28 protein-coding genes are annotated in these 23,957 nt (G+C 46.0%); 19 read left to right on the top strand and 9 right to left on the bottom strand.

The genetic code is table 11. The features are described 5' to 3' along the window. Positions 1-72: 72 nt before the first annotated feature. The 11 genes from JFQ59_RS09330 to JFQ59_RS09280 all read left to right on the top strand — a co-directional run bounded on the left by JFQ59_RS09330 (position 73) and on the right by JFQ59_RS09280 (position 10,199). On the top strand, positions 73-1,236 hold the full coding sequence (locus JFQ59_RS09330) for a thiolase domain-containing protein (protein ID WP_202320163.1): 1,164 nt from the start codon (positions 73-75) through the stop codon (positions 1,234-1,236). Between the two features lie 4 nt (positions 1,237-1,240). Next, on the top strand, positions 1,241-1,633 hold the full coding sequence (locus JFQ59_RS09325) for a Zn-ribbon domain-containing OB-fold protein (protein ID WP_202320162.1): 393 nt from the start codon (positions 1,241-1,243) through the stop codon (positions 1,631-1,633). Beyond that, positions 1,633-2,781, top strand: coding sequence for an acyl-CoA dehydrogenase family protein (locus JFQ59_RS09320; RefSeq protein ID WP_202320161.1), 1,149 nt, complete (start codon positions 1,633-1,635; stop codon positions 2,779-2,781). Before JFQ59_RS09325 ends, JFQ59_RS09320 begins: the two co-directional genes overlap by 1 nt. Before the next feature lie 2 nt (positions 2,782-2,783). Further along, on the top strand, positions 2,784-3,554 hold the full coding sequence (locus JFQ59_RS09315; RefSeq protein ID WP_202320160.1) for an enoyl-CoA hydratase/isomerase family protein: 771 nt from the start codon (positions 2,784-2,786) through the stop codon (positions 3,552-3,554). 1 nt (position 3,555) lies between these two features. Then, positions 3,556-4,473, top strand: coding sequence for a 3-hydroxyacyl-CoA dehydrogenase family protein (locus tag JFQ59_RS09310; protein ID WP_202320159.1), 918 nt, complete (start codon positions 3,556-3,558; stop codon positions 4,471-4,473). 110 nt (positions 4,474-4,583) lie between these two features. Further along, a complete protein-coding gene (locus tag JFQ59_RS09305) occupies positions 4,584-5,321 on the top strand; it encodes an ATP-binding protein (RefSeq protein ID WP_202320158.1) in 738 nt (245 codons plus the stop codon). Then, complete coding sequence (locus JFQ59_RS09300) at positions 5,318-6,415, top strand: iron ABC transporter substrate-binding protein (RefSeq protein WP_202320157.1); 1,098 nt, start codon at positions 5,318-5,320, stop codon at positions 6,413-6,415. Before JFQ59_RS09305 ends, JFQ59_RS09300 begins: the two co-directional genes overlap by 4 nt. Further along, positions 6,412-7,428 carry a FecCD family ABC transporter permease gene (locus JFQ59_RS09295; protein WP_202320156.1) on the top strand — a complete coding sequence of 339 codons (1,017 nt, stop codon included), beginning with the start codon at positions 6,412-6,414 and terminating at the stop codon, positions 7,426-7,428. Before JFQ59_RS09300 ends, JFQ59_RS09295 begins: the two co-directional genes overlap by 4 nt. Positions 7,429-7,432: 4 nt before the next feature. Next, the gene (locus JFQ59_RS09290) at positions 7,433-8,173 is read left to right on the top strand and encodes an ABC transporter ATP-binding protein (protein ID WP_202320155.1); all 741 of its coding nucleotides are present in this window, start codon (positions 7,433-7,435) and stop codon (positions 8,171-8,173) included. A gap of 5 nt (positions 8,174-8,178) precedes the next feature. Beyond that, the gene (locus JFQ59_RS09285) at positions 8,179-9,183 is read left to right on the top strand and encodes a methyltransferase (RefSeq protein ID WP_202320154.1); all 1,005 of its coding nucleotides are present in this window, start codon (positions 8,179-8,181) and stop codon (positions 9,181-9,183) included. 26 nt (positions 9,184-9,209) lie between these two features. Next, the gene (locus JFQ59_RS09280; RefSeq protein WP_202320153.1) at positions 9,210-10,199 is read left to right on the top strand and encodes an NOG1 family protein; all 990 of its coding nucleotides are present in this window, start codon (positions 9,210-9,212) and stop codon (positions 10,197-10,199) included. On the opposite strand, the gene JFQ59_RS09275 is transcribed toward JFQ59_RS09280, so the two are convergent. From JFQ59_RS09275 to dsrA, 5 genes are read right to left on the bottom strand one after another with little or no spacing between them, the layout of a single operon-like run. Beyond that, positions 10,133-10,324, bottom strand: coding sequence for a 4Fe-4S dicluster domain-containing protein (locus JFQ59_RS09275; protein WP_010877934.1), 192 nt, complete (start codon positions 10,322-10,324; stop codon positions 10,133-10,135). The genes JFQ59_RS09280 and JFQ59_RS09275 overlap by 67 nt on opposite strands. A gap of 45 nt (positions 10,325-10,369) precedes the next feature. Then, complete coding sequence (locus JFQ59_RS09270) at positions 10,370-11,353, bottom strand: DUF483 domain-containing protein (protein ID WP_202320152.1); 984 nt, start codon at positions 11,351-11,353, stop codon at positions 10,370-10,372. Positions 11,354-11,370: 17 nt separating this feature from the next. Then, positions 11,371-11,604, bottom strand: a complete 234-nt coding sequence (locus JFQ59_RS09265) for a dissimilatory sulfite reductase D family protein (protein WP_202320151.1) — start codon at positions 11,602-11,604, stop codon at positions 11,371-11,373. Positions 11,605-11,646: 42 nt separating this feature from the next. Further along, entirely contained in the window at positions 11,647-12,747 is a 1,101-nt protein-coding gene (gene dsrB, locus JFQ59_RS09260) for a dissimilatory-type sulfite reductase subunit beta (protein WP_202320150.1), read from the bottom strand. Further along, on the bottom strand, positions 12,748-14,004 hold the full coding sequence (gene dsrA, locus JFQ59_RS09255) for a dissimilatory-type sulfite reductase subunit alpha (protein ID WP_202320149.1): 1,257 nt from the start codon (positions 14,002-14,004) through the stop codon (positions 12,748-12,750). It abuts the gene before it with no gap. 155 nt (positions 14,005-14,159) lie between these two features. Here dsrA and cobA point away from each other — a divergent pair, with 155 nt between their 5' ends. The 8 genes from cobA to JFQ59_RS09215 all read left to right on the top strand — a co-directional run bounded on the left by cobA (position 14,160) and on the right by JFQ59_RS09215 (position 18,454). After that, entirely contained in the window at positions 14,160-14,879 is a 720-nt protein-coding gene (gene cobA / locus JFQ59_RS09250; protein ID WP_202320148.1) for a uroporphyrinogen-III C-methyltransferase, read from the top strand. 57 nt (positions 14,880-14,936) lie between these two features. Then, positions 14,937-15,452, top strand: coding sequence for an ArsR family transcriptional regulator (locus JFQ59_RS09245; RefSeq protein ID WP_202320147.1), 516 nt, complete (start codon positions 14,937-14,939; stop codon positions 15,450-15,452). Then, entirely contained in the window at positions 15,439-15,675 is a 237-nt protein-coding gene (locus tag JFQ59_RS09240; RefSeq protein ID WP_230972438.1) for a DUF504 domain-containing protein, read from the top strand. The genes JFQ59_RS09245 and JFQ59_RS09240 overlap by 14 nt, the downstream gene beginning before the upstream one ends. Next, positions 15,660-16,400 carry a BtpA/SgcQ family protein gene (locus JFQ59_RS09235; protein WP_202320146.1) on the top strand — a complete coding sequence of 247 codons (741 nt, stop codon included), beginning with the start codon at positions 15,660-15,662 and terminating at the stop codon, positions 16,398-16,400. Before JFQ59_RS09240 ends, JFQ59_RS09235 begins: the two co-directional genes overlap by 16 nt. Then, complete coding sequence (locus JFQ59_RS09230) at positions 16,378-16,896, top strand: hypothetical protein (RefSeq protein ID WP_202320145.1); 519 nt, start codon at positions 16,378-16,380, stop codon at positions 16,894-16,896. The genes JFQ59_RS09235 and JFQ59_RS09230 overlap by 23 nt, the downstream gene beginning before the upstream one ends. Before the next feature lie 67 nt (positions 16,897-16,963). Continuing rightward, complete coding sequence (locus JFQ59_RS09225) at positions 16,964-17,533, top strand: DUF2589 domain-containing protein (protein ID WP_202320144.1); 570 nt, start codon at positions 16,964-16,966, stop codon at positions 17,531-17,533. 13 nt (positions 17,534-17,546) lie between these two features. After that, entirely contained in the window at positions 17,547-18,053 is a 507-nt protein-coding gene (locus JFQ59_RS09220) for a DUF2589 domain-containing protein (protein ID WP_202320143.1), read from the top strand. Between the two features lie 5 nt (positions 18,054-18,058). Continuing rightward, entirely contained in the window at positions 18,059-18,454 is a 396-nt protein-coding gene (locus JFQ59_RS09215) for a hypothetical protein (RefSeq protein ID WP_202320142.1), read from the top strand. Here the strand turns inward: JFQ59_RS09215 and JFQ59_RS09210 are convergent. From JFQ59_RS09210 to JFQ59_RS09195, 4 genes are read right to left on the bottom strand one after another with little or no spacing between them, the layout of a single operon-like run. Further along, entirely contained in the window at positions 18,444-19,457 is a 1,014-nt protein-coding gene (locus JFQ59_RS09210) for a DUF1786 family protein (RefSeq protein WP_230972437.1), read from the bottom strand. The genes JFQ59_RS09215 and JFQ59_RS09210 overlap by 11 nt on opposite strands. Continuing rightward, positions 19,444-19,878: a metal-dependent hydrolase gene (locus JFQ59_RS09205; protein WP_230972450.1), complete on the bottom strand. Its 435-nt coding sequence runs from the start codon at positions 19,876-19,878 to the stop codon at positions 19,444-19,446. Before JFQ59_RS09205 ends, JFQ59_RS09210 begins: the two co-directional genes overlap by 14 nt. Further along, positions 19,875-21,272: a cysteine--tRNA ligase gene (cysS, locus tag JFQ59_RS09200; RefSeq protein WP_202320140.1), complete on the bottom strand. Its 1,398-nt coding sequence runs from the start codon at positions 21,270-21,272 to the stop codon at positions 19,875-19,877. Before cysS ends, JFQ59_RS09205 begins: the two co-directional genes overlap by 4 nt. Before the next feature lie 34 nt (positions 21,273-21,306). Beyond that, positions 21,307-23,928, bottom strand: coding sequence for a PAS domain S-box protein (locus tag JFQ59_RS09195; RefSeq protein WP_202320139.1), 2,622 nt, complete (start codon positions 23,926-23,928; stop codon positions 21,307-21,309). Between the last annotated feature and the right edge of the window lie 29 nt (positions 23,929-23,957).

The following is a 23,957-nucleotide window of genomic DNA, read 5'->3' as shown; positions in this document are numbered from 1 at the left end:
TTTGTGTAAACTATTTTTAGATCAGTTCATATTACAAGAAAGAATTATATATGAAGCAGAGAACTGGATCTAATGAGAGTAGGGGTTATCGGAGTTGGCTGCTCGAAATTCGGCAGAAGGGATGATGTTACAATTCAGGAACTGTCATACGAGGCGGTAAAAGAGGCTCTTGAAGATGCTGGAATAGCTCAGGACGATATCGATCTGAGCGTTGTTGGTAGCGTTAACACCAGAGGATACGAACTCATGCCGGCCGTACCGGTTAATGAGTACTGTGGATTTGAGGACAGGGGGCCGTTTCGGGTTGAGGCGGCATGTGCAACCGGAACGGCTGCGATTTATGCTGCCTGCACCTCTATTGCATCCGGAATGGCAGATGTGGCCATAGCTATCGGTGTTGAGAAAATGACTGAGATTGAGACTGCAGTTTCCCTTGCCATTGGGGGGAGAGCAGGAAACTACCTCTGGGAGTTTCATCAATACGGCACGACCTTTCCGGGCTATTACGCTATGCATGCCACAGCCCACATGGCGAGATACGGAACAACCGAGGAACAGCTTGCAAAGGTAGCCGTTAAAGCACATGGAAATGCAGTCAAAAATCCGAAAGCGCATTTTCAGAAGGAGATTACGGTTGAGGATGTGCTGAACTCCAGGTACATTGCATATCCTCTGAAACTCTACGATTGCTCTCCCATCAGCGACGGCTCGGCAGCAGCAATTCTGGCGAGTGAAGAGAGGATAAGGGAGCTAGGGATTGATAATGTTGTATGGATAGAATCTGCCGGATATGCTTCCGATACATCGAACATGACCAACAGGGAGAGTTTTGTGGGATTGAAGGCTGCCGTTATGGCTGCTGATATGGCCTACAGGAAGGCTGGGATCGATAATCCTGTAAAAGAGATTGATCTCGCAGCAGTTCATGACTGTTTCACAATTGCGGAGATTATGGCTTATGAAGACCTCAGATTTTGCAGGAAAGGCGAGGGCGGCAGACTGGTTGAGAATGGGGATACTGAGATTGGCGGAAAACTGCCGGTAAATACATTCGGAGGCCTGAAGGCGAAAGGACATCCTCTTGGTGCTACCGGTGTTGCTATGGTTTATGAGGTTGTGAAGCAGTTGAGGGAAGAGGCTGGGCGATTGCAGGTTGATCTAAGGAGTAACAGAGCTCTTATTCACAATATAGGGGGAACAGGACATTTTGCGTTTGTTATGATATTCAGGAGGTGAGGATATGTTTATTGAGAGCAGAGAGTTGGTGATGAGGCACAGAATACCCGTCTCCAAGACAGCAAAGTTCTGGAAAGGACTTGAGAGGGGGAAGGTTTACAAGACAGCTTGCAGAGAGTGTGGGAGAGAATACTATCCACCAAAAGCGGATTGTTTTTGTGGTGGGGAAGTGGAGTGGGTGGAGATTGATGGTAGAGGAGTGGTTGAGGCGTTTACCACTGTTTATACTATTCCGAGCGGGTTTGAACGGAGCAGGCCATACACAATTGCTATTGCTAGGTTCGGGAAGGTCAGAGTAATGGGATGGGCTGATGATGTGTCGGTTGGAGACGAGGTTACGATCAGAACAGGTCAGGACGAAAATGGGGTCTGGAAAGTCTACTTCGAGGTGGTTTGATGGATTTTAAGCTCACATCCGAGCAGGAGGATATAAAGAGGGCTGCCAGAGAGTTTGCTGAGAGGGAGTTCAAACCCGAGGTGATGGATGAATGTGATAGGGAGGAGAAGTATCCACTAGATATTGTTAAGAAAGCAAGAAAACTTGGATTCTCCACTGTCAAAATACCCGAGGAGTATGGCGGGATGGGACTTACACTTTTTGAGGAGGTTCTTGTAACGGAGGAGTTTTACAGAGTGAGTCCTGGTATTGGGAATGCATGCTTAAGTTCAGCATTTGGAACAGAACTGCTCGTTCTCTTTGGCAGTGAGGAACAGAAGGAGAGATATCTGACGTGGGTGACAGAGAAAAACGGAATTTCTGCAATGGCCAGTACAGAGCCCGATGCAGGAAGTGATGTTGCCGGAGTGAGAACGAAGATTGTGAAGGAGGGAGATGAGTGGGTTATAAACGGAACAAAGCAGTTCATCACAAATGGCAGCATGTGTGATTTTGTTCTGGTTTTCGGTAGAACGTATGATGGTGAGAAAAGACATCATGGCCTGACATTTGCCATAGTTGAGAGTGGAAGCAAAGGCTTCAGGGCGAGAAAAATCAAGAACAAAATGGGTCTGAGAGCAAGCGATACGGCAGAAATCGTTTTGGATGACGTCAGGGTTTCTGATGAGAATATTCTAGGCGAACCGGGAAGAGGTTTCTACTATCTCATGGAGTTCTTCAACCATACAAGACCGAGAGTTGCAGCACAGGCCGTTGGAATAGCTCAGGGCTCATTTGAGCTGGCTTTAAACTATGTCGGGCAGAGAAAGCAATTTGAGCAGCCAATTGCGTCCTTTCAGCACACTCAGTTTAAAATTGCTGAGATGGCTACCAGAATTCAGGCAGCGAGATTGCTGACGTATCAGGCAGCATGGCACTGCAGCAAAGGCGACCCAAGGCCAGAATTGTCCTCGATGGCAAAGTACTACTCAGGCGAAACGGCCGTTTACGTTGCAAACTGGTGCGTACAGCTTCATGGAGGTTATGGTTATATCGGTGAGTATCCGGCTGAGCGTTTTTACAGGGATGCAAAGGTGATGGAGATTTACGAGGGGACGAAGGAGATTCAGAAGTCGGTTATAGCGAGAAGACTGATTGGGAGGTTTTGAAAATGGGAGAGAGGATTAAGTTTGAGGTTGATGGGGGTTTGGGAATTGCAGTCCTTAGCAGACCAGAGAAGCTCAACGCACTGGATGTGAAAACTAGAATTGAGCTTAAAGAGGTTCTGGAGCAGGCAGAAAAGAGCGTTAGGGTTCTGATCATTACTGGAAGTGGCAGGGCGTTTGCTGCTGGGGCAGATATAAACGAGTTGCTTCAAAGAGACCCCGTTAAGGCTTTAGAAGCAACAAAACTTGGTACGGAACTTTTCAATCGTCTGGAGGATCTTGAGATACCTGTGATTGCTGCCATTAATGGATACGCTCTTGGTGGAGGGTGTGAGCTGGCAATGGCATGTGATATTAGAATTGCCAGTGAAAAGGCGAAGTTCGGTCAACCGGAAATCAATCTTGCCATAATTCCCGGAGCGGGGGGTACGCAGAGGTTGCCCAGGCTTGTTGGATTGGGAATGGCGAAGAGGCTGGTGCTGACAGGAGAGATCATTGATGCTCGCACAGCATTGAGGATCGGTCTTGTCGATGAGGTGGTGGAGCACGATAGGCTGATGGAGAAGGCCAGAGAGATTGCAGGCAGAATACTGGAGAAATCGCCGCTGGCTGTTAAGATTGCCAAAAAGGCTCTAAACGCATCCATGAACATGCCGCTCAGAGACGGGATTAGGTACGAAGCGAGCCTGTTCTCACTCCTGTTCTCAAGTGAAGATGCAAAGGAGGGGATGAGGGCTTTCCTGGAAAAGAGAAAACCCGAGTTTAGGGGGTGGTAGAATGTTTAAGAAGATAGGAGTTGTTGGCTTTGGTGTGATGGGGACCCAGATCGCACAGTTTTTCGCCCAGCAGAACCTGGAAGTTGTTGCGGTTGATGTGAGCGAGAAAACGCTGAAGGAAGGGATGGAGGTAATAAAGTCTGGGAGGTTTGGTCTGCAAAGGCTGGTTGAACGAGGGAAGATGAAAGAGGATGAGATGAATGCAGTTCTGGGGCGAATAGCCACATCGACCGACTATTCTGTGCTGGCAGACTGTGATCTGGTAATTGAGGCTGTTTTTGAGAATGCAGACCTCAAGCTGAAAGTTCTGAAGGAGATTGATGCTATTGCGGGAGATGCAGTTATAGGTTCGAACACATCATCCATAAGCATTACGAAACTCTCTTCAGCAGTCACAAATCCAGGAAAGTTTCTGGGTATCCACTTTTTCAATCCTGTCCAGGTCCAGAAGTTGGTTGAACTTGTCAAAGGACTTTTGAGTGATGAAAAACTGGTTGTGGAGATAAAGGAGTGGTTTATCGGGCTGGGAAAGGTTCCCATAGTCGTTAATGATTCGCCCGGTTTTGCAACCTCACGTCTCGGACTGTTGCTGGGCAAGGAGGCAATGATGATGCTGCAGGAAGGTGTGGCAACTCCTCAGGACATAGATATCGGCATGATGCTGGGTTATGGTTATTCAATGGGCCCCATTGAGACCGGTGATCTTGTCGGACTGGATACAAGATTGAGGATTTATGAAGCCATGTTTGACGCAACCAAAGATCCGAAATGGGCACCACCCAAGCTCCTTGTACAGCTTGTTGATGCGGGTTATCTTGGGGATCCTGCAGTAAAACCGGGTAGTAAAGGTGGGGTTTACGAATTCTATGGGCAGGAAAGAGCGACACAGGTTTTGAGGAGACTTGGGCTGAGAAAATAGCGTGAAAGTTGTATGTAATTTTTAACTTTTTAATACTAAATTTATTTGTTTTAAATTCTTAGTAACATAAATTGAAAAAGTTTTAAAACTTAATGTGAAACCTTTACTGAATGAAGATACTCGTATGCGGTAAAGGTGGGTGCGGGAAGAGTGTGGTCTCCGCTCTTCTGGCAAAGGAACTGGCATCGAGGGGTGGAAAGGTACTTGTTATCGATGCTGACGAGTCAAATTTTGGTATTCATAGGAATCTTGGAGTTAAACAGCCTAGAGACTTTATGGACTGGCTTGGAGGAAAGGAAAAGGTAAGGGAAACTCTGTTTAAGTCCATTCAGTCCGGAGACTGGGATTACCGAATCTTGGGAGAAGTGTCCCTTGACAACCTGCCGGAGGAGTTCGTGGAGAAGAGGAATGGGATTGCTGTTATGGCAATTGGAAAAATTCACGATTTTGGTGAAGGATGTGCCTGTCCAATGGGTGCTGTTGCAAGGGAGTTCCTTGAGTCTCTAAAGCTTGGGGAAAACGAGTTCGTTGTGGTTGATACAGATGCTGGGATAGAACACTTTGGCAGAAGTGTTGAGGCTGGCTGCGATACCATAGTGGTTGTAATTGAGCCCAGTTATGAGGCGGTAAAACTTGCGGAGAAAATAGCAGAGATGGGAAACAGGCTGGGCAAGAGGGTAATAAAGGTTGCAAACAAGGTTGATGACAACACCTGTGGGCTGATTGAGGCTGATGTCTACATTCGTCAGAGTGACGAGATTTACAGAGCCTGCCTTTTTGGAGAGGAGATCCCGCTTGTGGGTGATGCGAAGGGTCTCGTTGACATGATTCTGGGGGTGAGAGAATGAGGAAAATTGCATTTCTTCTCGTTCTTCTCGTTCTTGCATCTCTGGTAGCGGGATGCGCTCAAAAGTCCGAAACAAAAGCTGAAACGGTTAAAGTGGTGGATCTGTTAGGGAGAGAGGTGGAGGTACCAAAGAAAGTTGAGAGGGTGGTTGCGTTAGGTCCTGGTGCATTGAGGCTGATAGTCTACCTCAACGCCTCCGATATGGTTGTGGGTGTGGAGGATTCGGAAACCATGTGGTCTCCCATGGGAAGACCGTACAGAATGGCGCATCCGGAATTTGCTGAACTGCCAGTCGTGGGCAAGGGTGGGCCGAGTCCAACACCCAACCCGGAAGCGATAGTTGCGGTTAAACCGGATGTAATCTTTGCATGCTACATGGATGCGAGTGCTGCAAACTCTCTGCAGGAACAGACAGGAATTCCGGTTGTGGTTTTGAGCTACGGGGAGCTTGGAAACTTTAGGGCCAAAGAAATATACGACTCACTGAGACTGGCCGGTAAGATTCTCGGGAAGGAGAAAAGGGCCGAGGAGATAATAAATTTCGTGGAATCAGCATACAGCGATCTGACCAGAAGGGTTGAAGGCATACCGGATAATGAAAAACCCACGGTTTTTATCGGAGCATTAGGATTTAAGGGGGGACATGGGATCGAGTCAACGCAGTGCAACTTTCCGCCATTCATGGCTGTAAAAGCCAGAAATGTGGCATGTGAGGCGAAGAGAAGCGGGGCTTTCTTTATTGACAAAGAACAACTCCTTGAGTGGAATCCTGACATTATTTTCATTGACGAGAGCAATCTTCATCTGGTCATAACGGACTACAAGAAGAATGCTGATGTGTACAGGTCTCTCAAGGCATTCAAAAATGGGAAGATCTACGGAATCCTGCCTTTCAACTACTACACCACGAATATAGAAACTGCAATAGCCGATGCATACTACATTGGCAAGGTTCTGTATCCAGACCGCTTTGCAGACCTGGATCCTGCAAAGAAGGCCGATGAAATCTTCGAGTTCTTTGTAGGCAAGAAACTCTATGCTGAGATGGAAAAATACTACGGCGGATTCGTGAATATATCCGGCAAGTTCGTATGATTGAGTACAGTAAAAGGCCGGGAAATGCGGAAATCATCATAGCAGCATTGCTTATTTTTTCAACTCTGGCATCGCTTTGTATAGGACCTTACAGACTGTCTCCTGCGGAGGTTCTGGAGTCTCTTTTGACGGGAACCTCAACCGTTATATGGAACATAAGGCTGCCTAGAGTGATAACAGCTCTGCTGGTTGGGGCAAGCCTCGCTGTCAGCGGTGCGGTGATGCAGTGTATCCTGAGGAATCCTCTTGCTTCTCCGTTTACGCTCGGTATATCACAGGGTGCGGCTTTCGGTGCCGCATTCGCAATAATCTACCTCGGGGCAGGGATGCTGCACAGGACTGGTGAAAGCATAACTATACTGAATCCGTATCTTGTTCCCCTTTTTGCGTTCCTCGGATCGCTGATAAGTGTATTTGTAATTCTCCTGCTGGCCAGGCTGAGAGATATGAGTCCTGAAGCGATGATTCTGGCAGGAGTTGCAATGGCCTCGCTGTTTCAGGCCTCAACAATGCTCATGCAGTACTTCACAGATGATGTGAAAGTCGCATCTGTCGTTTTCTGGACATTTGGAGATATGGGGAGAACAAACTGGAATGAGATATTTTTGATCTTTTCCGCCACTTCTGTATGTATGTTTTACTTCATGCTGAGACGCATGGACTACAATGCTCTCACTCTAAGTGACGAAACCGCCACATCTCTTGGCGTCAACTGTCAGAGAGTCAGACTCGAAAGTCTCCTTCTTGCCTCCTTCCTGACTGCAGTCTGTGTTTCGTTTACCGGAATTGTTGGTTTTGTTGGTCTTGTTGCTCCCCACTCAATAAGGATTTCAATTACTGGAGATTACAGGCGTCTCATCCCGCTCAGCACGGCTTTTGGTGCAACGTTCCTGCTAATAGCTGATACCTTCGGTAGATCGATTTTACTGCCGGTAATGATACCTGTAGGGATTGTGACGGCTTTTATAGGCGCCCCGGCATTTATCTATCTTCTTTTGAGAGGGTGGAGGTGAAGAGATGATAGCTGTCAGGAATATTAGCTTCTCATACAACACGGAATCTGTTCTGAGGGGTCTGAGCTTTCAGGTTGATGGAGGTGAAGTTGTTTTTATTGTGGGGCCTAATGGTAGTGGTAAGACAACCCTTCTGAGATGTATAGCGGGAATTTTGAAAGCAGAGGGTTCAATCCTGATTGATGGTATGGAAGGTCTTTCCGGAAGGGAGCTGGCAAAAAAACTTGCTTATGTATCTCAGAGAAGTGATACTGCCTTTTTGACGGTTTTTGATGTGATACTTCTTGGAAGAAAGCCCCACATGGGATTCGGTCCCAGCGAGAAGGATTACAGAATTGTGGAGGAGATAATATCATTACTGGAACTCGAAAAACTTGCATTTAGGAGGATAAATGAGCTGAGTGGAGGAGAGCTGCAGAAAGTTATGATAGCAAGGGCTCTGGCACAGAAACCAAAAATTTTGCTTCTTGATGAGCCAACAAATAATCTCGACGTCAAAAACCAGATAGAAATTCTGAAACTCGTTAGAAAAATTGCCCGGGAAAGTAAAATCTCGGTGATAGCAACGATGCATGATCTCAACCTTGCATCCCTCTACGCTGACAGAATTCTTATGATGAAAGACGGCAGGATCTACGCTGAAGGTGGTACAGAGATTCTCACAAGAGATAACATAGAGGCCGTTTATGGTATAGAGGCCGAGGTTGTGAGGGTGAATGGGAAAACGCTGATAATTCCGGGGTGACTTTTATGTTCGAGATTCCCGAACATGCAGAGTATTTTGAAAAAACAATTAACGAGTGGAGTGATGGGTTCAGGAAGATCCAGTTGCTGAGGGCGGCAATTGAGCTGGGCATTTTTGATATGCTGAGCAGCCCAAAAACTGCGGAAGAGGTAGCATCGAAGATAGGTCATGAAAAACTTGTAAAGCTTGTACTTGACTGCCTTGCGAATCTGGGACTGGTGGAGAGCAAGGATGGTATGTACGAACTTTCAGAAACATTCAAACCGTTCCTGACGTCTGACTCGCCTTACTCTCAGCTTAGATTTCTAGGAAAGCAGTTTTCAGATCTTGAACAGTGGACAAAACTTGCCGAAATTATTAGAGATGGGCCGGTTAGGGTGGAGAGGAGCAAATTCTTCTCAGATCTGGTTATCCACTCAATGGCAGAAAATGCACTCCTTGGAGAGCTGCAGAGGACTGTTAGAATTGTGGCGGAGTATGAAGAGTTCAGACGTGCAAGGCGATTGCTCGATCTTGGCGGGGGACATGGTCTGTATTCGATAGCGTTCACAAAGCTCAACGCCAGACTTACAGCAGTCGTTTTCGATCTTCCTGAGGTGGTGGAAAGGGCAAGAGAGTATGTTAGAAAATATGGTGGAGAGAGAGTGAAATTTATTGCCGGAGACTTCTTTGTTGATGACATCGGAGAGGGGTACGATATCGTGTTCTCATCATACAATCCGAGTGGCAAAAATGTCTGGATGATCGATAAGATAAGGGATGCAATGAATTCAGGAGGACTGTACGTAAACAAGCAGTATTTTAAGAACAGGAATGAAAAAATAGATCTGATGGATCTGGAGTGGAATTTATGGACTTTTGGTGAAATAGAAAAAGCTGAGAAGAAGTACACGTTCAGCAAAGACCTCCACCTTGAGATGTATCTGAGAGAACTGAGCAGAAGGGGTTTTGATGTTCTAGATGTCCATGAGTTCGGGGAGGCTAGCATGATAATCGCAAGGAAAAAGTAAATAACAGCAGGGCTGTATAAAATCAGATGCAGGATTTCAAAAAGCTTCCAACAGTTCTAACGGCGGATGAACTGGTAGATAAGGTATTCAGAAGGGCAGCAAGAGCAGAGGGCAGAACTCCCAAGGAGAAGGCATTAAACAAGCTTTCGACGATTTCAAACGTTTCAAGGGACTATTTTAAAAAAATCATAACGTCTCACCCCAGTTATGAGAATCTTCCCGAGTTTTACAGAGAGATGGTTGATGTAGTCGTTGGTATACGAAATCTGAAAAAGGCCTTGGCGGCTCTAAAATGGGCGGATGGGATGATACAGAGAGTAATCAGCAAAGGCGTGAGAGAGATTAAGGGGGGTAAAAACCCTTCAGTGGTCGTCAGGGCAACTTATGGAAGAGTTGCTTCCATTATAGAGCAGATCGATGATGAGCTCAGGTTTCTGAATGATGCAAAAAACAGAATGAGGGAAATTCCTCTGCTGCTCGATATTCCAACAGTTGTGGTGGCCGGATATCCCAATGTCGGCAAATCCAGTCTTGTTTCCATTATTTCCACTGTCAAACCAGAAGTTGCGAGCTACCCCTTCACCACAAAGAAAATAAACGTTGGATTCTCCGATTTTGGGGGAAGAAGGGTTCAGATTATTGACACTCCCGGTTTGCTTGACAGACCTTTAAGCAAAAGAAACAGAATAGAGAGGAGGGCAGTTTTGGCCCTCAAGCATCTTGCAGATGTGATACTATTCGTTATCGACCCCACGGAAACATGTGGATATGCACTGGAAAAGCAGCTCTCTCTTCTTGGGGAAATCAGGACTTATTTCAAGCGTCCAACAATAGAGGTTTACAGCAAGGCGGACATGCACAGTCTTGGAGACAGGATTTCTTATTCTGCAATTTCCGGAGAGGGCGTGGAGCGGGTCGTGAAAGAAATAGAAAAAAAGTTGGAGGAAGTTTACTCGCAGACGTCCACTGTAATTGCTCCCTCAGGGCAGACCTCTACGCAGGAGCAGCACTCCTGACACTCATCAGGGTTTGCAGGGTAGCTCTTTCCGTCGTCGTTGAACTCAAAAACTCCTCCGGGGCAAACGGAAATGCATTCTCCACATCCACTGCATTTGTCCTGGTCAACATTTATTTCAGCCATTTAGCATCACCTCCAGAATCCATTTGTAGGGTTAAAGTGAAGTATTTAATTTTTTTGATTTTCTGCGGATTTTTCTTTTTCTGAAAGACCGCCAACAATTCTTGAGATTAAAATATTTGTGAATGGTGTAATATTTATAATGACATTTTCAGCAGCCTTAACGATTTCAACCTCCTGCGCTGACAGGGAAGAGAAATACTCCTGTAACCTTTTTCCAAAACCACCCTCAGTTTTCGAGGCTTTGTGGGCTGTGACAAGCAGGTAGAGGGCATTTGCCATAGTCCTTATCCTGAAAGCGTCTATATACTCCTTTGACTCAAGCCAGCTCTCGATGCTCCTCCCCACTTCGATTGCCTGTTCACATTCTATGCTGCACGGGTAGAAGTTTGAGGTGAAGAACTGCGGAAAGGAAATGATTTCTGACCTGACAATGCTGTCTAAAAGCAATCGGAATGTCCCGCATTCCACACACTCTGTGATAATTCTGCTTTCTGCAGGTAACCCTTTTTTGCCCTCAAGGTAGCCACTAATGCAGCAATCTGGGTATCCGAGCATTCTGCCCTCCAGCACGATCAGTCTTTCCCTGCCCTTTTCCCTTTCCATTTTTCCGCTCAAAATTTTCTTCTCGACATTTTTTATTCTCTGTTTGTCGAACTCCTTTGCCACGTAGAACTGCACGTCAGGGGATAGGACAGGATGACTCAGAATTCTGTTCACAAAGATAATCGTGGGCTGTATTTTAAAACCCATTTCTTTCGCCACGCTGGCGATGTTGTCCTCAGCTATTTCCTCTGCCAATCTTTTTTCGAGCACCTCAGAACGGTGAAACAGCTCCGAAACATCAATTTCTTCATTTAAAAAACATCTGTAGGTAAAATTCAACTCTTCAAGCGTTACTGGGTTAACCTGAAAAACCTGCTGTGGGATAACACATCTGGCTAGCCCACACTCAATTCTTGAAAGTTCGAGAAAGAAAACCGGATTAAGCCAGAAATATTGCCTGAAGATATCTTTTCTGGATTTACCCATAAAATAATAAAAAGGAGTTAACCTTCAGCCCTTCTCTTTTCAAGCTCATCTATATGTTCTTTGGTTGAGACGTACGTTGTTGAGCCGGAAGACCAGTAAGCAGCGACTCCCTCGTTAATCAAATCCTGCACTATTTTCTTCACTACCTTTTTGTCCATTTTGAGTATCTTGGCAAGCTCCGGGATTTTCCAGGTTTTCTTACCGAGCTGCTCCAAAACCTTCTTTCTATCTTCTTCTGTGTAATCGGCCATTTTAGGTCACCGTAAAAAAATTGGGAACTGTGTTTATAAACTCTACCATCTGAACTGTGTCGATGCTCTGAACTCGCTGTAGAAGTACGGTGTAATTCTGTAGTCGTCGATCAGGTGCTGCGTGAACTCAAGTCCGGTGATCTCAAAGAATCTCTCCCAGCCAATTCTGTCCACCCACTCAATGAGCCTCTCGTGCTTGTTAGCATTTGCTGCCCATGCTTCTAAGATCTGCTTGACGTACTTGACGAGGGTTGGCCATCTTGGCGGTTCATTTGGAACCCATGGCACAACGACCTTGGACAGCTCAGGTGCCCTCCTTGCATCAGAGAGCTTTCCACCGACCATTATTGCGGCACCATCGTTTTCTGGGTCGAACAGCGGCATTCCAGGACACATTGTGTAGCAGTTACCGCAGTACATGCACTTCTCAACGTCAACCTTGATTGTCTTGTTCTTCATATCTGGCTTGAGAGCTCCTGTTGGGCATGCTGCAACTGTGGAGGGAATCTCACACGTTCTCCTGATGGCATCGTCGTCAGGCATGGGCGGGGTTCTGTGGATTCCGACGATAGCGATATCTGAGGCATGGACGGCTCCACACATGTTTGCGCAGCATGCAAGGCTGATTCTGCAGAGTGCGGGGAGCTTGTGTTCTGTGAAGTACTCGTACAGCTCGTCCATCACGGCTTTGACGATACCGGAAGCGTCAATAGCCGGAGTGTGGCAGTGTATCCAGCCCTGGGTGTGGACGATGTTTGTAAGTCCGTATTCTCCCTTTGAAGCGTCCCAGGTACCGCCGCATGGGAATCCGACCTTTTCCTGAACTTCGTTTATCAGGTCGTCAATCTTGCTCTCGTCTGTAACGAAAAACTCCACGTTGTTTCTGCTTGTCCATCTGAGGTAGCCGTCTGAGTATTTGTCGGCGATATCACAAAGCTCTCTGACGGTGTAGATGCTGAGCAATCTGGGGGTTCCAAATCTTACAACATATATCGTATCTCCGCTTTCGGCAACTCTCTTGATGACTCCTGGCTTCACAACCTCGTGATACTTCCACTTACCGTAGTTTTTGGCAATAACCGGGTGGAGCAGGTCCTTGTAGTATGGTGGACCAAAATCCGTTTTAACACCTTCAACTACCATTTAGAACAACCCCCTCTTTTTCAACTCTTCAATATACGCTGAATGCTTCAATTCCTCCTGCTCGAAGAACATGAACGGGTTGTTTCTGGGTGCCTTGACCATCCTGACATCTGCATCCTTGCCGATTACCTTGAGGAACTCCTTCATTCCCTTTCTCCATATCATCTCTCCAACTCTCTCTCTGAACTTGCCCTCTTCGTCCCACCAGTCCCAGATTGCCTCAAGAATCTCTTTTATTTCGTCGTATGGTTTTTTAACCTCAATGAATGGAATTGCCACCCATCCTATAACGGCTCCTTCAACGAACGGTGCTTTACCGCCTATGAGGACTGTGGCTCCCCTCTCGTCTCCTGGTTTGAGAGCTTTGGGCATCTTGTTTATACAGTGCATACATCTGACACAGTTCTTGTTGTCGATTGTAAGCTCCTTGCCATCCCACTTGATCGCTCCCGTGGGACAGAGCTTTACGATCTCGTTTTCAATGTCCATCCACTGGGCGTACTCTTTCACAGCCTCCTGATCGATCTTAATTTCATCTTTCCATGTTCCGATAATCGCAAAGTCTGATCTTGCCTTTGCAGCTACACAATCGTTCGGACAGCCTGAGCACTTTATCTTGAATTTATACGGCCACATTGGCCTGTGGAGCTCGTCCTGATATGCCATTGTGAGGTCATAGCAGAGTTCCAGAGTGTCGTAGCATGCAAATTCACAGAGAGCAGGACCCATGCAGGCTGATGGGGTTCTGAGGTCTGATCCACTGCCTCCAATGTCGAATGGAATCTCAAGTTTACCGAGGTCTTCAAAGCAGGGCTGCAGGTATTCACTCCTGGTTCCGAGGAAGATTATGTCTCCAGTCGATCCATGGAAATTCGTGACACCGCTTCCCCACTTCTCCCATACGTCACACAGGCCTCTGAGAGCTTTGGTTGAGTAGAACCATCCGGATGGCTGATTTATACGCATTGTGTGGAAGTGCTCGACCTCAGGTATCTGTTCGCCGAGGTCGGAATACCTTCCGATGACTCCACCACCGTAACCCACAACTGATACGATACCTCCATGTTTCCAGTGGGTCTTCTTGTCCTTGTATGAGATTTCAAGCTGTTTGAGCAGCCCGCTTGCTCCTTTTGGCATCTTTACATCCTTGCCCTCAGCAGCAGCTTTTTCTATCATCTCTGCCGTCTTCTTTATTTCCTTTACAAAACTTGGCCAAGGCCCTTTTTCCAACTCATCAAGCAAAGGAGTTTCTGACATTACTTCACCTCCTATAATCCAAACAGCAGTCTTTTGAAACAATATATAAGAATTTCGAATTTTACCGTCTCTGTGGCTTTTGAGGACGGCCTAAAACAATTATGTATTTTTTCATTAACCAAGAAGTTTTTTAATTCTTTTGCGAATTTAACCACGTGGTAGGGAAAGTTTACATAGTCGGTGCTGGCCCGGGTAATTTTGAGCTTTTGACGATCAAGGCGTACAGGCTAATCAGGGAAGCTGACGTCATCCTTTATGACCGTCTGGTTGGGGAAGAAATTGAGGACTTCCTTCGCAGTTTGAAGGGTAAAGAGATTGTATATGTGGGTAAGGAGAGGGGAGAGAGAGGGGAAAAGAGACAACAGGAAATCAACAGATTGATGAAAAGGTATGCCGATGAGGGCAAGACCATTGTCAGGTTGAAAGGTGGCGACCCGGGTGTTTTTGGAAGATTGATGGAGGAGATGGAATTTCTGCATCGGCACAGCATACCATTTGAGGTTGTTCCCGGTGTGAGTTCGGTCAATGGCGCTCCTGCATGCTCGAACATTTCGCTCACACATCCTGAAAAGAGTTTCGGGTTTTTGGTTGTAAGCGGCAGGGATTCGGGGAGGATAAAGGATCTGTGGAAAGAAGGCACCCTTGTAATACTGATGGGTGGATGTACGGCAAGGGAGGTTGCCCTGAATTTAATGAGGTCCGGAGTGGGTCCTGAAACGGATGTTGCAGTCATTGAGAGGGGGAGTTTCGAAGATCAGAGGATTACCTTCTCGACGGTAAAAGATCTGGCAGGACGTGAAAACGACTTCATGAGCCCCGCCCTCATCGTTGTTGGAGGTGTTGTGGGACTTTCAAAAAAATTTCACGATTTTTAAATTTAGATAAATTCAGAGATAGAAAAATATAATTGACGTGGGGTAAAGAGGAACTCGATGGTTAAAAGGGCCAAACTCGTCAACGATGTTGTGGAGCTGATACCGATATTTCATCTGCTGTCGACAGAAACTTACAGGAAAGTTTATTCTGCTCTTCTTGAGGGTTGGCACACGGCGGAAGAGCTTAATGATATGTTTGGGGAGGGTTATGAGGATGCGTTGAAGATACTGAAAAATGCAGGGATGCTCGAGGCCAAGTGGCGAATGCCATCAGACCCCGGTGGGAAACCGGAGAAAGAATACCACGTTAGCTACACGCATGTGAGTGCAAATTTCTATATCTCCCTGAAGGATCTGAACAAAGTTCTTGAAGTTGTTTTTATGACCGACGGTGAGGTTGAGGAATACGTAAGAAAAATAGAGAGTGAGATAATGGCGGGAAGAACGTCCATTCCTTATATAACCAAAAACCTGAATCTAGACCCGCTGTTTCTCAGGGCGATAGCCAAACGATCTCTCAGACTTAATTTGAAAGGCCAGTTAATTGAGATAGCGAAAAATGAGGAATTGTAATACCAGAGACGTTCTGAACAGGTTCAAATGGCATCCCGAACTGGATTTTTCAAAAGTGAGGATAATTTATATAGATCGTCCCAGGGGTTTCTCAGAGATCCGGGGTGATGACATTCAGAAGATCGGTCACATGTTTCTGTATCTCAGTTCTGGAGCTGCCATCCCCCATCACAGAATAGTTGAAATCAGGTATGGGGATGAGGTCGTATGGAAAAGGCGGTAATCGGTGTTGTTCACCTTCTCCCCCTTCCCGGATCTCCGGAGTTCACCGATCTGGAAGAGGTTATCGAAAAGGCTTTGATCGATGCCCGGGCTGTTGAGGAGGGGGGAGCAGATGCGCTCATTCTTGAAAATTACGGAGATAAACCGTTCGTTAAAGAGGTTGGAAAGGAAGTTGTGGCGGCGATGAGTGCAATAGCCTGTGAGGTCAAAAAGGATGTGTCGATAGGTCTCGGGATCAATGTTTTGAGAAATGATGCAGTTGCTGCTCTTGCGGTAGCAAAGGCTGTAAATGCAGACTTTGTCAGGGTGAACCAGTTATTCTTCTCATCGATTTCCCCTGAAGGCATTCTTGAAGGTGATTGTGGCGGAATTATGAGGTATAAAAGGATGATAGACTGCAGAGCAATGATTTTTGCAGATGTTGCCGTGAAACATGCTGTCCACACGGTCCCTCTTGAGGACTACTGCATCAATGCCGAGAGGAGTCTTGCAGATGCCCTGATCGTCACTGGAAAGGCAACTGGAAGGGAAATAGATCTGAACGATCTGAAACTGGTTAAGGAATCTGTCAAAATGCCTGTTCTTGCTGGCAGTGGGGTGAATGCAGAAAACGCCAGCAGGATCCTCAGGTTTTGTGATGGGGTGATAGTCGGGAGCTATATCAAGAATGGCGGGAGAGTCGATGCGGACAGGGTGTCCAAAATTGTCAGAATTGCGAAAGGGTAAACACTCCGTGGTTTATCTTTTTGACACCTATGCCGTTAAGGTTTTTGAGGAGAAATACCGGTACAATTTTCTTAAAGAGGTCAAATTTTTGACGCTCCTGCAACCTTTTGGCTTTGTTCCCGAGCTCTATTTCGTGGACTTTGACGGCCTGAAAGTAACAATGCAGCGTCTTGGGGGGAGGAGAATAGGAGAGTGTATCGGACGAAAAGTGGTGGATCGATGCCTTGAGTGCTGCTTTATTCTGGACGTGCTCGGAATTGAGAAACAGGAAATGAACCACCCAGGTAAGCACATAATTGTGGATGGGGGCGTGTACTTCATCGATTTTGAGAGAGCCAGATTGAAGAAAAGACCTTCCAACCTTACCCAGTTCACTGTATATCTGAAAAAATTTGGAATAAAACTTGAAAAAAATTTGATAAGAAGGTATAAATTTGAGATAAACCGTAAAAATTTTGAGATAATCAGGCGGAGAATTTTGAAAAGTTTCGAGTAAAATTAGAAAAATTTAAATATAGACTAGTTGACAGCAATTTGCAATCTAATTCAAAAAGGTGGTTTAAATGGTGGGTGCAAATATACCTGCAGAGCTCGCAGCTCTGCCAATTGAGAGTTTGATTGGCAAACCACTGGAGGCAGCGGTAAAGGCTCAGGCCTATGCCGCTATGACCACGGCAAGGTTTGTGCAGGAAGTAGGCCTTGATGAAGACGGAAACGTTAGGTCTGTAACCTTCAAGTTCAAAAGAAAGGAACTTGATCCGGATACGGGAGACATCGTTGAAACGGACACCACGGTTGAGGCGCCACTACTTGCAATTCTACCAGTCCCATTCATCAGAATCAAGGACATGACAATTCATTTCAACTTTACGATAAAAACGGCAGCGCAGGATAAAACATCACACGACTTCTCAAGCCAGCTAACAGCTAAAGCTGGGTGGGGATGGGGAAGTGTAAAGCTAACAGCCTCCTACGGGTTTAAGAAAGAATCCAGATCTCAGGTGGACAGAAGTTCTGAACTTGATATCACAGTAAATGCTGTCCAGGATGAAATGCCGGAGGGGTTGAGAACGCTTCTCAGTTTGTTGAAGGAAAGTATAGCACCAGCCTCATCTGCTTCAGGTTCAGGCTAAGATAGCTGCTTTGGTGAGGACTTTGTTGTCCGCCAACTTTGCCCTGCTGCTGGAGCAGATAATAGCGTCACCATTGAAGGCAGTGGTTGATGCTCAGAGTGAGTCGGCAAAAGCCACAGTAAATTTTCTTTTCAGCCTGATGGAAGAGGACGGAGAAAAGGTCGTACCGAAGTCTGTGGTAGTGGCCTATCAGCAGGCATTTCTTGACCCTGATTCCGGAAAAGTGAAGCAGGTTGAGCAGAGAATCGGCGTTCCGTTAGTTACCCTTGTCCCCATACCATATATCAGTGTTGATGAGGCGGAAATCGAGTTTGATGCAAAGGTTGTGGCAGCAGGACCATCTGCTGAGAAAGGAGCTGTTCCGATTTATGCAGTATATGCAGGCAGGCTGACTTCGAGAGTGGATGTGAGTGGAGAACTGCATTTAAAGATAAAAGCCAGAAGATCAGACATACCGGAGGGCATCGCAAGAATGATTACGGTGCTGGCGAACTCCCAGAATATCAGTGCGGAGGAGTGATAACCATGAGAAAAACTCCCAGAAAGGGTATAAGGAGTGTTAAGGAACCGGAGCTGAAGGGTCCACCAAAACTCACACTCAAGACGCTGACTTCGGGAATAGCTCTTGCGGCATTGAATGCAAAAAGGATAATCGATATTGAGGCTGCGAGTATAAAGAAGGAGTACGAGAAGGATGAACTGTTGAAACACTTTTCTGTACCAACCTTTGAGCTCTCTGAGATCGAAGTTGAGCTGAATTTCCTGATAGAAGATGCAGGGGAAAACGATATTGTCGTTACCCTCGATGCAGAGAAACTCTCCAGATTTGCCGAGTCAGCATCAAGAGTAAAATTCAGGTTAACGAGTAGGGCGTTAAAGGAGTACACCCTGCCTTCAGGTGAAAAAGTGCTCAGTGGCTGATTTTTCTTTTAAGCAGATGCATCATACCCAAATTTCCGACGACCATCGGATCCCCCTCGACCTCTCTGAAAGGGGAAAGATGCGCGTTTGGTCCTGTACACACATAATCGGCAATATCCACGACCTGACTGATATAGCAGCCATGTCCGTTGTCACTCAGGATATATTCGTTGTCAACTTCTCCTTTTACAAATTTTTCCAGAAGATCCTGGATGTATTCAGCACCCTTTTTCTTAAGCACGAAGGTGTGGTGTTCAAGCAGAGCCTTTATCTCGAAGTTCCTGTCCACCACTGCCGCCGTCGTATGGGAGTTTCCGAAATTTACTATCAGGGCGGGAAACTTTTTAACAGATAATGCACATCCTGCAATTGCTGCAAAGACAGTGTCAACAGCGTACACTTCACCCTCCACGAAGTCAAGCACACTCCTGACAGCATCACTCATCCTGTTAAATTCCTTCGGCACCTCCGAAGCCTCGAAGAGAAAGCTTTCCATTGCAGGATCTTTTTTCAGGAGTGTTTCGAACATTCTGAACCTGAAAATCCTGTTGCTGATGCGGGGGGAAAATCCGTGATCCTGGACGGCTATTACGTACTTATCCGGCATCTCATATCCCATCTTTGATATGAACTCGGAGAAGAAGGGCATATCCACATCCTTCGTCTCTATTTTCTCGACCTCGCCTTCGGGTTCCCCTATGATCACGCCCATTTTCCTCACCTCATCGAGATCGTCAGAGAAGGTAAGGGCGGATCTTTCAGTTGCGTAAACTCTGAATCTCTGAAGGTGCCTCTTGACTGCAAAGGTTATCGCTCCACCTCCCATCGTGTAACCGTGAAGAAAGACATCCCCTTCAGTTCCGTCAATTCTTCTTGCAATCATTTTTGTTGGCGAGGGAAGGATTGCCTTCGGGCAGTTTCTGATGTTCTCCTCTACAAAGAACATGAAATCCTGCGTTCCCGATCCGACATCAAGGGTAAAAACACCTTCACCACCAGCCATAACCACCACCCGCAAAGTATACGAACGCAAGTGAACCGAGGACAAATGACGCTCCGTTTACAGCCGGATTATCACTCCTGAATACTCTAAAAGCCACTCGTTTCTTTGAAAAAGGATAGAATGGCGGGAATTTTTGCATTGTTAACGCATCGACCAGAATGTGTATGATCACAGCAGTAAAAATTGCGAGGGATAGTAATGGAGGAATTTTCGTGTGTTTGAAGGCGAAAAAGGCTGTGAGCGTCATTATCACACCGAATGTGATGTTGTGGGTGTACTCTCTGTGTTTAACCCTCAGCAGTATGTCTATGTCTGGCAGGAGGGAGAAGGCTGCGGCCAGCACCACAAATTCGGTTCCAATTCTGGGGATAAACGGGGACAGGAGAAGGAGTGTAGCCCCAATGTGTCCGGGCCTGTTCATTTCCACCTCCACCTCGTTCCTTTGGGCGTATCAATAAGAATGATACCTTTCTCCGTGAATTCGTCTCTGATTCTGTCTGCCAGATCAAAGTTTCTCTTCGTTCTCGCCTTTTCTCTCTCAATGATCCTGTTTTTATCTTCATTGCCCAGCTCCGGTACCCTTTTCCATTTTTCGAATATGCCAAGAATGCCGGACATGGTTTTGAAGGTGCTGAATATCTCCTCAAGCTGCGAAAGTGATGCGGTGTAGACAACCTTATTTGCGAAATTGGCCGTGGTGTGGAGTATTGCAATTGCCCTGGGGGTGTTGAGGTCGTGTTCCATAGCATCCACAAAATCCTTCATGTACTTCTCAACCTCGGCAACTTCAACTTTTGATTCTCTGTCCCCAAATGTTTTGAGGTATGCAATCTCCATATCAACGTTCAGCAGGGCCGTGCGGAGGTACTCGTACGCCTTTTTTGCTCTCTCTATTGCCTCTTCACTGTAATCGAGAGGGCTGCGGTAGTGGGCGGTCAGCAGAAAGTACCTCAAAACTTCTCCGCTGTATCTTTTGAGAATATCTCTGATTTTTACTATGTTTCCCAGACTCTTGCTCATTTTCTCCCCCCTGATCATCACAAAATCATTGTGCACCCAAATTCTTACAGGTTCAACTCCGTACAGTGCGTAGCTCTGCGCCCTCTCGTTTTCGTGATGTGGAAATATCAGGTCCTTTCCCCCTCCGTGGATGTCGAACGGAACGCCAAGGTACTTTGCCGCCATCACGGAGCATTCAATGTGCCAACCGGGTCTGCCCTTGCCCCACGGCGAGTCGAAAACAGCTTTGGCCAGAATGTCCTCGTCCTTTGCGGCTTTCCAGAGTGCAAAGTCCTTCACATCTTTCTTCCTTTCGTCGGGCTCAATTCTGTGCCTGTTAAGCTCTTCGAGAGATTGTTTTGAAAGCTCGCCATAATGACTGAATGAGGGAACATGGAAGTAGATATCACCATCAACTTCGTATGCATGCCCCATTTCAAGCAGCCTGCCAACGAAATCAATTATGTCCGGGATGTGATCGGTGACTTTTGGGTGATATGTTGCTCTCCTCACGTTGAGCTCCTGAACGTCCTTCATGTACTCGGCTATGTATTTTTCCGCAATTTCCTTCTGGGTTTTGCCCTCCTTAACGGCCCTCTTTATTATTTTGTCATCGACATCTGTAAAATTCTGAACGTAGATAACCCGATATCCGAGAAATTCAAGAAATCTTCGAAACGTGTCGAAAAAAACCGCACTTCTGGCATGTCCTATATGAGAATAATCGTAAGCGGTAATTCCGCACACATACATCCTGATCTCATCCTTCCTCTCAATGCTTTCCAGTTTTCGGGTGAGTGTGTTGTATATCTCCATGGAAAGACAAACTTCGCTGAGATTAAAAAAATTGTTAACTTTCAAGGATCTTTTTCATCTCGTAAGTTGCAATTTCCCTAGCCCGGAGTTCGTCCAGTATCTCTTCGATTCTGTCCGCTTGCTCCTCAACTTTTCTGGCAAACTCGTCGAATTCAAATTCATCTCTGACCTCAATATAGCCTTTAATGATTGCCAGCGGATTTCTGAGTTTGTCTGCAAGATATTCAAACTGGTTGAGGTTGTCCATTATAACCTTGAACGCAGCCTCCTTTTCTTTCTCAATCTTCAGCGATCTGATGGAGAATACCACATCTCTGGCCAAGGATGAGAGAATACCAACTTCTTCATCTGAGAAACCCTCTTCTGACATCAGGATTATAAGTCCATAGCTTCGGTCTCCGTTACTAAGCGGGAGCACAAGGATGTCCTTACCGTCCTCCATGATTCTGACGTTAGCCTTTGCGTTTTGATGAAGCCTTACAAGTCCATCCCAGTCAAATTCAGCTTTTGGCACCAAAATCGGAATCATTCCTCCCTCGTTGTAATAAACAGCAACCTTCAGGCCTGCATTTTCCAGTGATTTCAATGCTGCCAGTATTCTGAATTCGGACTTCTCCTGAGAAATAGATCTGCTTATCTCACCGGCGATCTTCAGCAAATTGTTTACCCTTTTCAACATTTCTTCATTCTCCTTTATATCTGTTATATCTGCTATATTCACCATAACGGCCGGTTTACCCTTGTATTTGATCCTGCTTGCCAGAACCTTGATCCACTTTTCCTCGCCGCTCTTGCTTATAACTTTGACCTCATAGCTTTCAGGAACTTTCTTACCTTCTTCTCTCGCTCTGTACCTGTTAATGGCCAGTTCGTAGTAGTCGGGATGCAGAATTTTGTAGGGATGTTCGAGTGAATTGAGTTCTTCAACCGTGTAGCCTATAATTTCCTTCATCCTGTTATTGGCGTAGACTATCCTGTCGTTCTGTATGATGTATATCCCGGTATGCGAGTTCTCCGCCAGAGTCCTGTAAAGCTCCTCCCTCTCCATGAGTTCTTTTTCCGCCTGAACCACTGCGGTCATATCGATAAAGTTGCCGAGAACGGCAGGCCTCCCTTTGTATACAATGGGGGTTAGCAGAAGTCTTGCATATCTCTTTTCCCCGTTCTTTGTGATGTATTTCGTGAAAACCGATTCGGTGTTACCTTTCAGTACTCTCTCTATTGTTTTCTTCACGTCTTCCCTGTACTTTTCTTCAAACACTCTCAGGTATCTGTCTCCCCTCAGCTCCTCAAGCGTGTATCCGGAGTACTCCTTTGCGGCCTTATTCATGTACACAACTTCACCGTCCTGAACCACGTATATCCCGGTATGCGAGTTCTCCGCCAGAGTCCTGTAAAGCTCCTCACTTTCCTTCAACTTTGCCTCCAGTTCCCTTCTCGCTGTTATGTCTCTTAAAATGAGCACAGCCCCAACTACCTCTCCTTCGCTATTTTTTATGGCTGAACCTACAACCTCAACCCACTTCCTATCCCCAAATTTATTCTTAATCTGTATTTCCAGTCTTCTGTGCTTGCCGTCTTTTCGACCCTCTTCAATGTTTTTTCGAACGAATTCGACATACTCTCCCGGAATGAAATCAAAAATGTTCCTGCCTGTAACCTCTTCAGGTTTGTAACCGTGCAGGCTTACCGCAGAGTTGGCCATGAGAACCTTTCCTGAAACGTCCACGATGAGTATTGCGTCGAGGGAGTTTTCGAAGGTTATTCTGTAGTTTTTCAGCTCTTCCTCAAGCTTTTTGATTAACTCATTCCTCATAGTGACATCAATAAAAACGTATATCTCTTCAGAGGCCGGTATTTTCAAAAACGTGTACTCTTTTTCCCCATCCGTGGTGCTGATCTTTATACTGCCTGTGATTCTTCCACTAACAAGCTCAAAGACCTCTCTGCAGTCCACAAAAACTTCCCTTGCAGCGGAATTGAGACATCTGATCCGGTCTGCAATTTTCGCTATAACCGGATGCTCTACTCCCTCAAAAGTTTTCTCAAGATTTCGCAGCCTTTCTTCATCTAAAGTGCGCATTAAAATCTCAAAGATTCTCTTTCCGCAGATGTTGATTTCTCTAATCTTTGCCCTTATCTCGAATACCTTTCCGTTAACCTCGACCCTGAACTCTCCGCTACCCCTCTCAACCAGAAGATCGAAGCCATCGCCATACTCTCCAAAAACTTCATCCAGTTTTTTCCCCTCAATTGATTTGCTGAGTCCTGTTTTTTTGTAGAAAGTATCATTGGCGACTATAATCCTCTTTTTCTCGTCCACGAACATCAGACCGTAGTAGAAATCCCAGACACCACGATATATTGTTTTGATCGTTTCAGGAATTGTCGAAACGTCGTAGATGCTAACCCTGTCTTCGCTGATGACTGCATTTACCGTTTGCAGTTTCCCGTCCTTTCCGATAATCGGGAACTCTCCACCTTTTTCAAGTGCTTTTAATACAAATGGTTTCAGCCCTTCAGTTATAAGGGCAAAAATGCTTGCTTTTTTAAGTTCATCCTCTCTGTAGCCAAGTTTTCTGGCAAACTCGGAATCGATTCTGAGGATTTTCCCTTTCCTGTCCAGTTCTAAGACGGCATCTGCAACTTTCAGCATTTGTGCTTTGAGCTAGCTCGGGAAATTTA

This window comes from Archaeoglobus neptunius (assembly GCF_016757965.1).
GTDB lineage: Archaea > Halobacteriota > Archaeoglobi > Archaeoglobales > Archaeoglobaceae > Archaeoglobus > Archaeoglobus neptunius.
The sequence above is the reverse complement of the archived record's forward strand: the minus strand, read 5'-3'. Positions and strand labels throughout refer to the sequence as shown.

Coding starts and splice junctions, on each gene's coding strand:
- JFQ59_RS09235 (WP_202320146.1), top strand. CDS start 15,660: ATGGAAAAGGCGGTAATCGGTGTTGTTCACCTTCTCCCCCTTCCCGGA.
- JFQ59_RS09290 (WP_202320155.1), top strand. CDS start 7,433: ATGATAGCTGTCAGGAATATTAGCTTCTCATACAACACGGAATCTGTT.
- JFQ59_RS09280 (WP_202320153.1), top strand. CDS start 9,210: ATGCAGGATTTCAAAAAGCTTCCAACAGTTCTAACGGCGGATGAACTG.
- JFQ59_RS09240 (WP_230972438.1), top strand. CDS start 15,439: ATGAGGAATTGTAATACCAGAGACGTTCTGAACAGGTTCAAATGGCAT.
- JFQ59_RS09215 (WP_202320142.1), top strand. CDS start 18,059: ATGAGAAAAACTCCCAGAAAGGGTATAAGGAGTGTTAAGGAACCGGAG.
- JFQ59_RS09320 (WP_202320161.1), top strand. CDS start 1,633: ATGGATTTTAAGCTCACATCCGAGCAGGAGGATATAAAGAGGGCTGCC.
- dsrA (WP_202320149.1), bottom strand. CDS start 14,004: ATGTCAGAAACTCCTTTGCTTGATGAGTTGGAAAAAGGGCCTTGGCCA.
- JFQ59_RS09225 (WP_202320144.1), top strand. CDS start 16,964: ATGGTGGGTGCAAATATACCTGCAGAGCTCGCAGCTCTGCCAATTGAG.
- JFQ59_RS09195 (WP_202320139.1), bottom strand. CDS start 23,928: ATGCTGAAAGTTGCAGATGCCGTCTTAGAACTGGACAGGAAAGGGAAA.
- JFQ59_RS09275 (WP_010877934.1), bottom strand. CDS start 10,324: ATGGCTGAAATAAATGTTGACCAGGACAAATGCAGTGGATGTGGAGAA.
- JFQ59_RS09285 (WP_202320154.1), top strand. CDS start 8,179: ATGTTCGAGATTCCCGAACATGCAGAGTATTTTGAAAAAACAATTAAC.
- dsrB (WP_202320150.1), bottom strand. CDS start 12,747: ATGGTAGTTGAAGGTGTTAAAACGGATTTTGGTCCACCATACTACAAG.
- cysS (WP_202320140.1), bottom strand. CDS start 21,272: ATGGAGATATACAACACACTCACCCGAAAACTGGAAAGCATTGAGAGG.
- JFQ59_RS09310 (WP_202320159.1), top strand. CDS start 3,556: ATGTTTAAGAAGATAGGAGTTGTTGGCTTTGGTGTGATGGGGACCCAG.
- JFQ59_RS09210 (WP_230972437.1), bottom strand. CDS start 19,457: ATGGCTGGTGGTGAAGGTGTTTTTACCCTTGATGTCGGATCGGGAACG.
- JFQ59_RS09265 (WP_202320151.1), bottom strand. CDS start 11,604: ATGGCCGATTACACAGAAGAAGATAGAAAGAAGGTTTTGGAGCAGCTC.
- JFQ59_RS09305 (WP_202320158.1), top strand. CDS start 4,584: ATGAAGATACTCGTATGCGGTAAAGGTGGGTGCGGGAAGAGTGTGGTC.
- JFQ59_RS09270 (WP_202320152.1), bottom strand. CDS start 11,353: ATGGGTAAATCCAGAAAAGATATCTTCAGGCAATATTTCTGGCTTAAT.
- JFQ59_RS09295 (WP_202320156.1), top strand. CDS start 6,412: ATGATTGAGTACAGTAAAAGGCCGGGAAATGCGGAAATCATCATAGCA.
- JFQ59_RS09205 (WP_230972450.1), bottom strand. CDS start 19,878: ATGAACAGGCCCGGACACATTGGGGCTACACTCCTTCTCCTGTCCCCG.
- JFQ59_RS09245 (WP_202320147.1), top strand. CDS start 14,937: ATGGTTAAAAGGGCCAAACTCGTCAACGATGTTGTGGAGCTGATACCG.
- JFQ59_RS09300 (WP_202320157.1), top strand. CDS start 5,318: ATGAGGAAAATTGCATTTCTTCTCGTTCTTCTCGTTCTTGCATCTCTG.
- JFQ59_RS09315 (WP_202320160.1), top strand. CDS start 2,784: ATGGGAGAGAGGATTAAGTTTGAGGTTGATGGGGGTTTGGGAATTGCA.
- JFQ59_RS09325 (WP_202320162.1), top strand. CDS start 1,241: ATGTTTATTGAGAGCAGAGAGTTGGTGATGAGGCACAGAATACCCGTC.
- JFQ59_RS09330 (WP_202320163.1), top strand. CDS start 73: ATGAGAGTAGGGGTTATCGGAGTTGGCTGCTCGAAATTCGGCAGAAGG.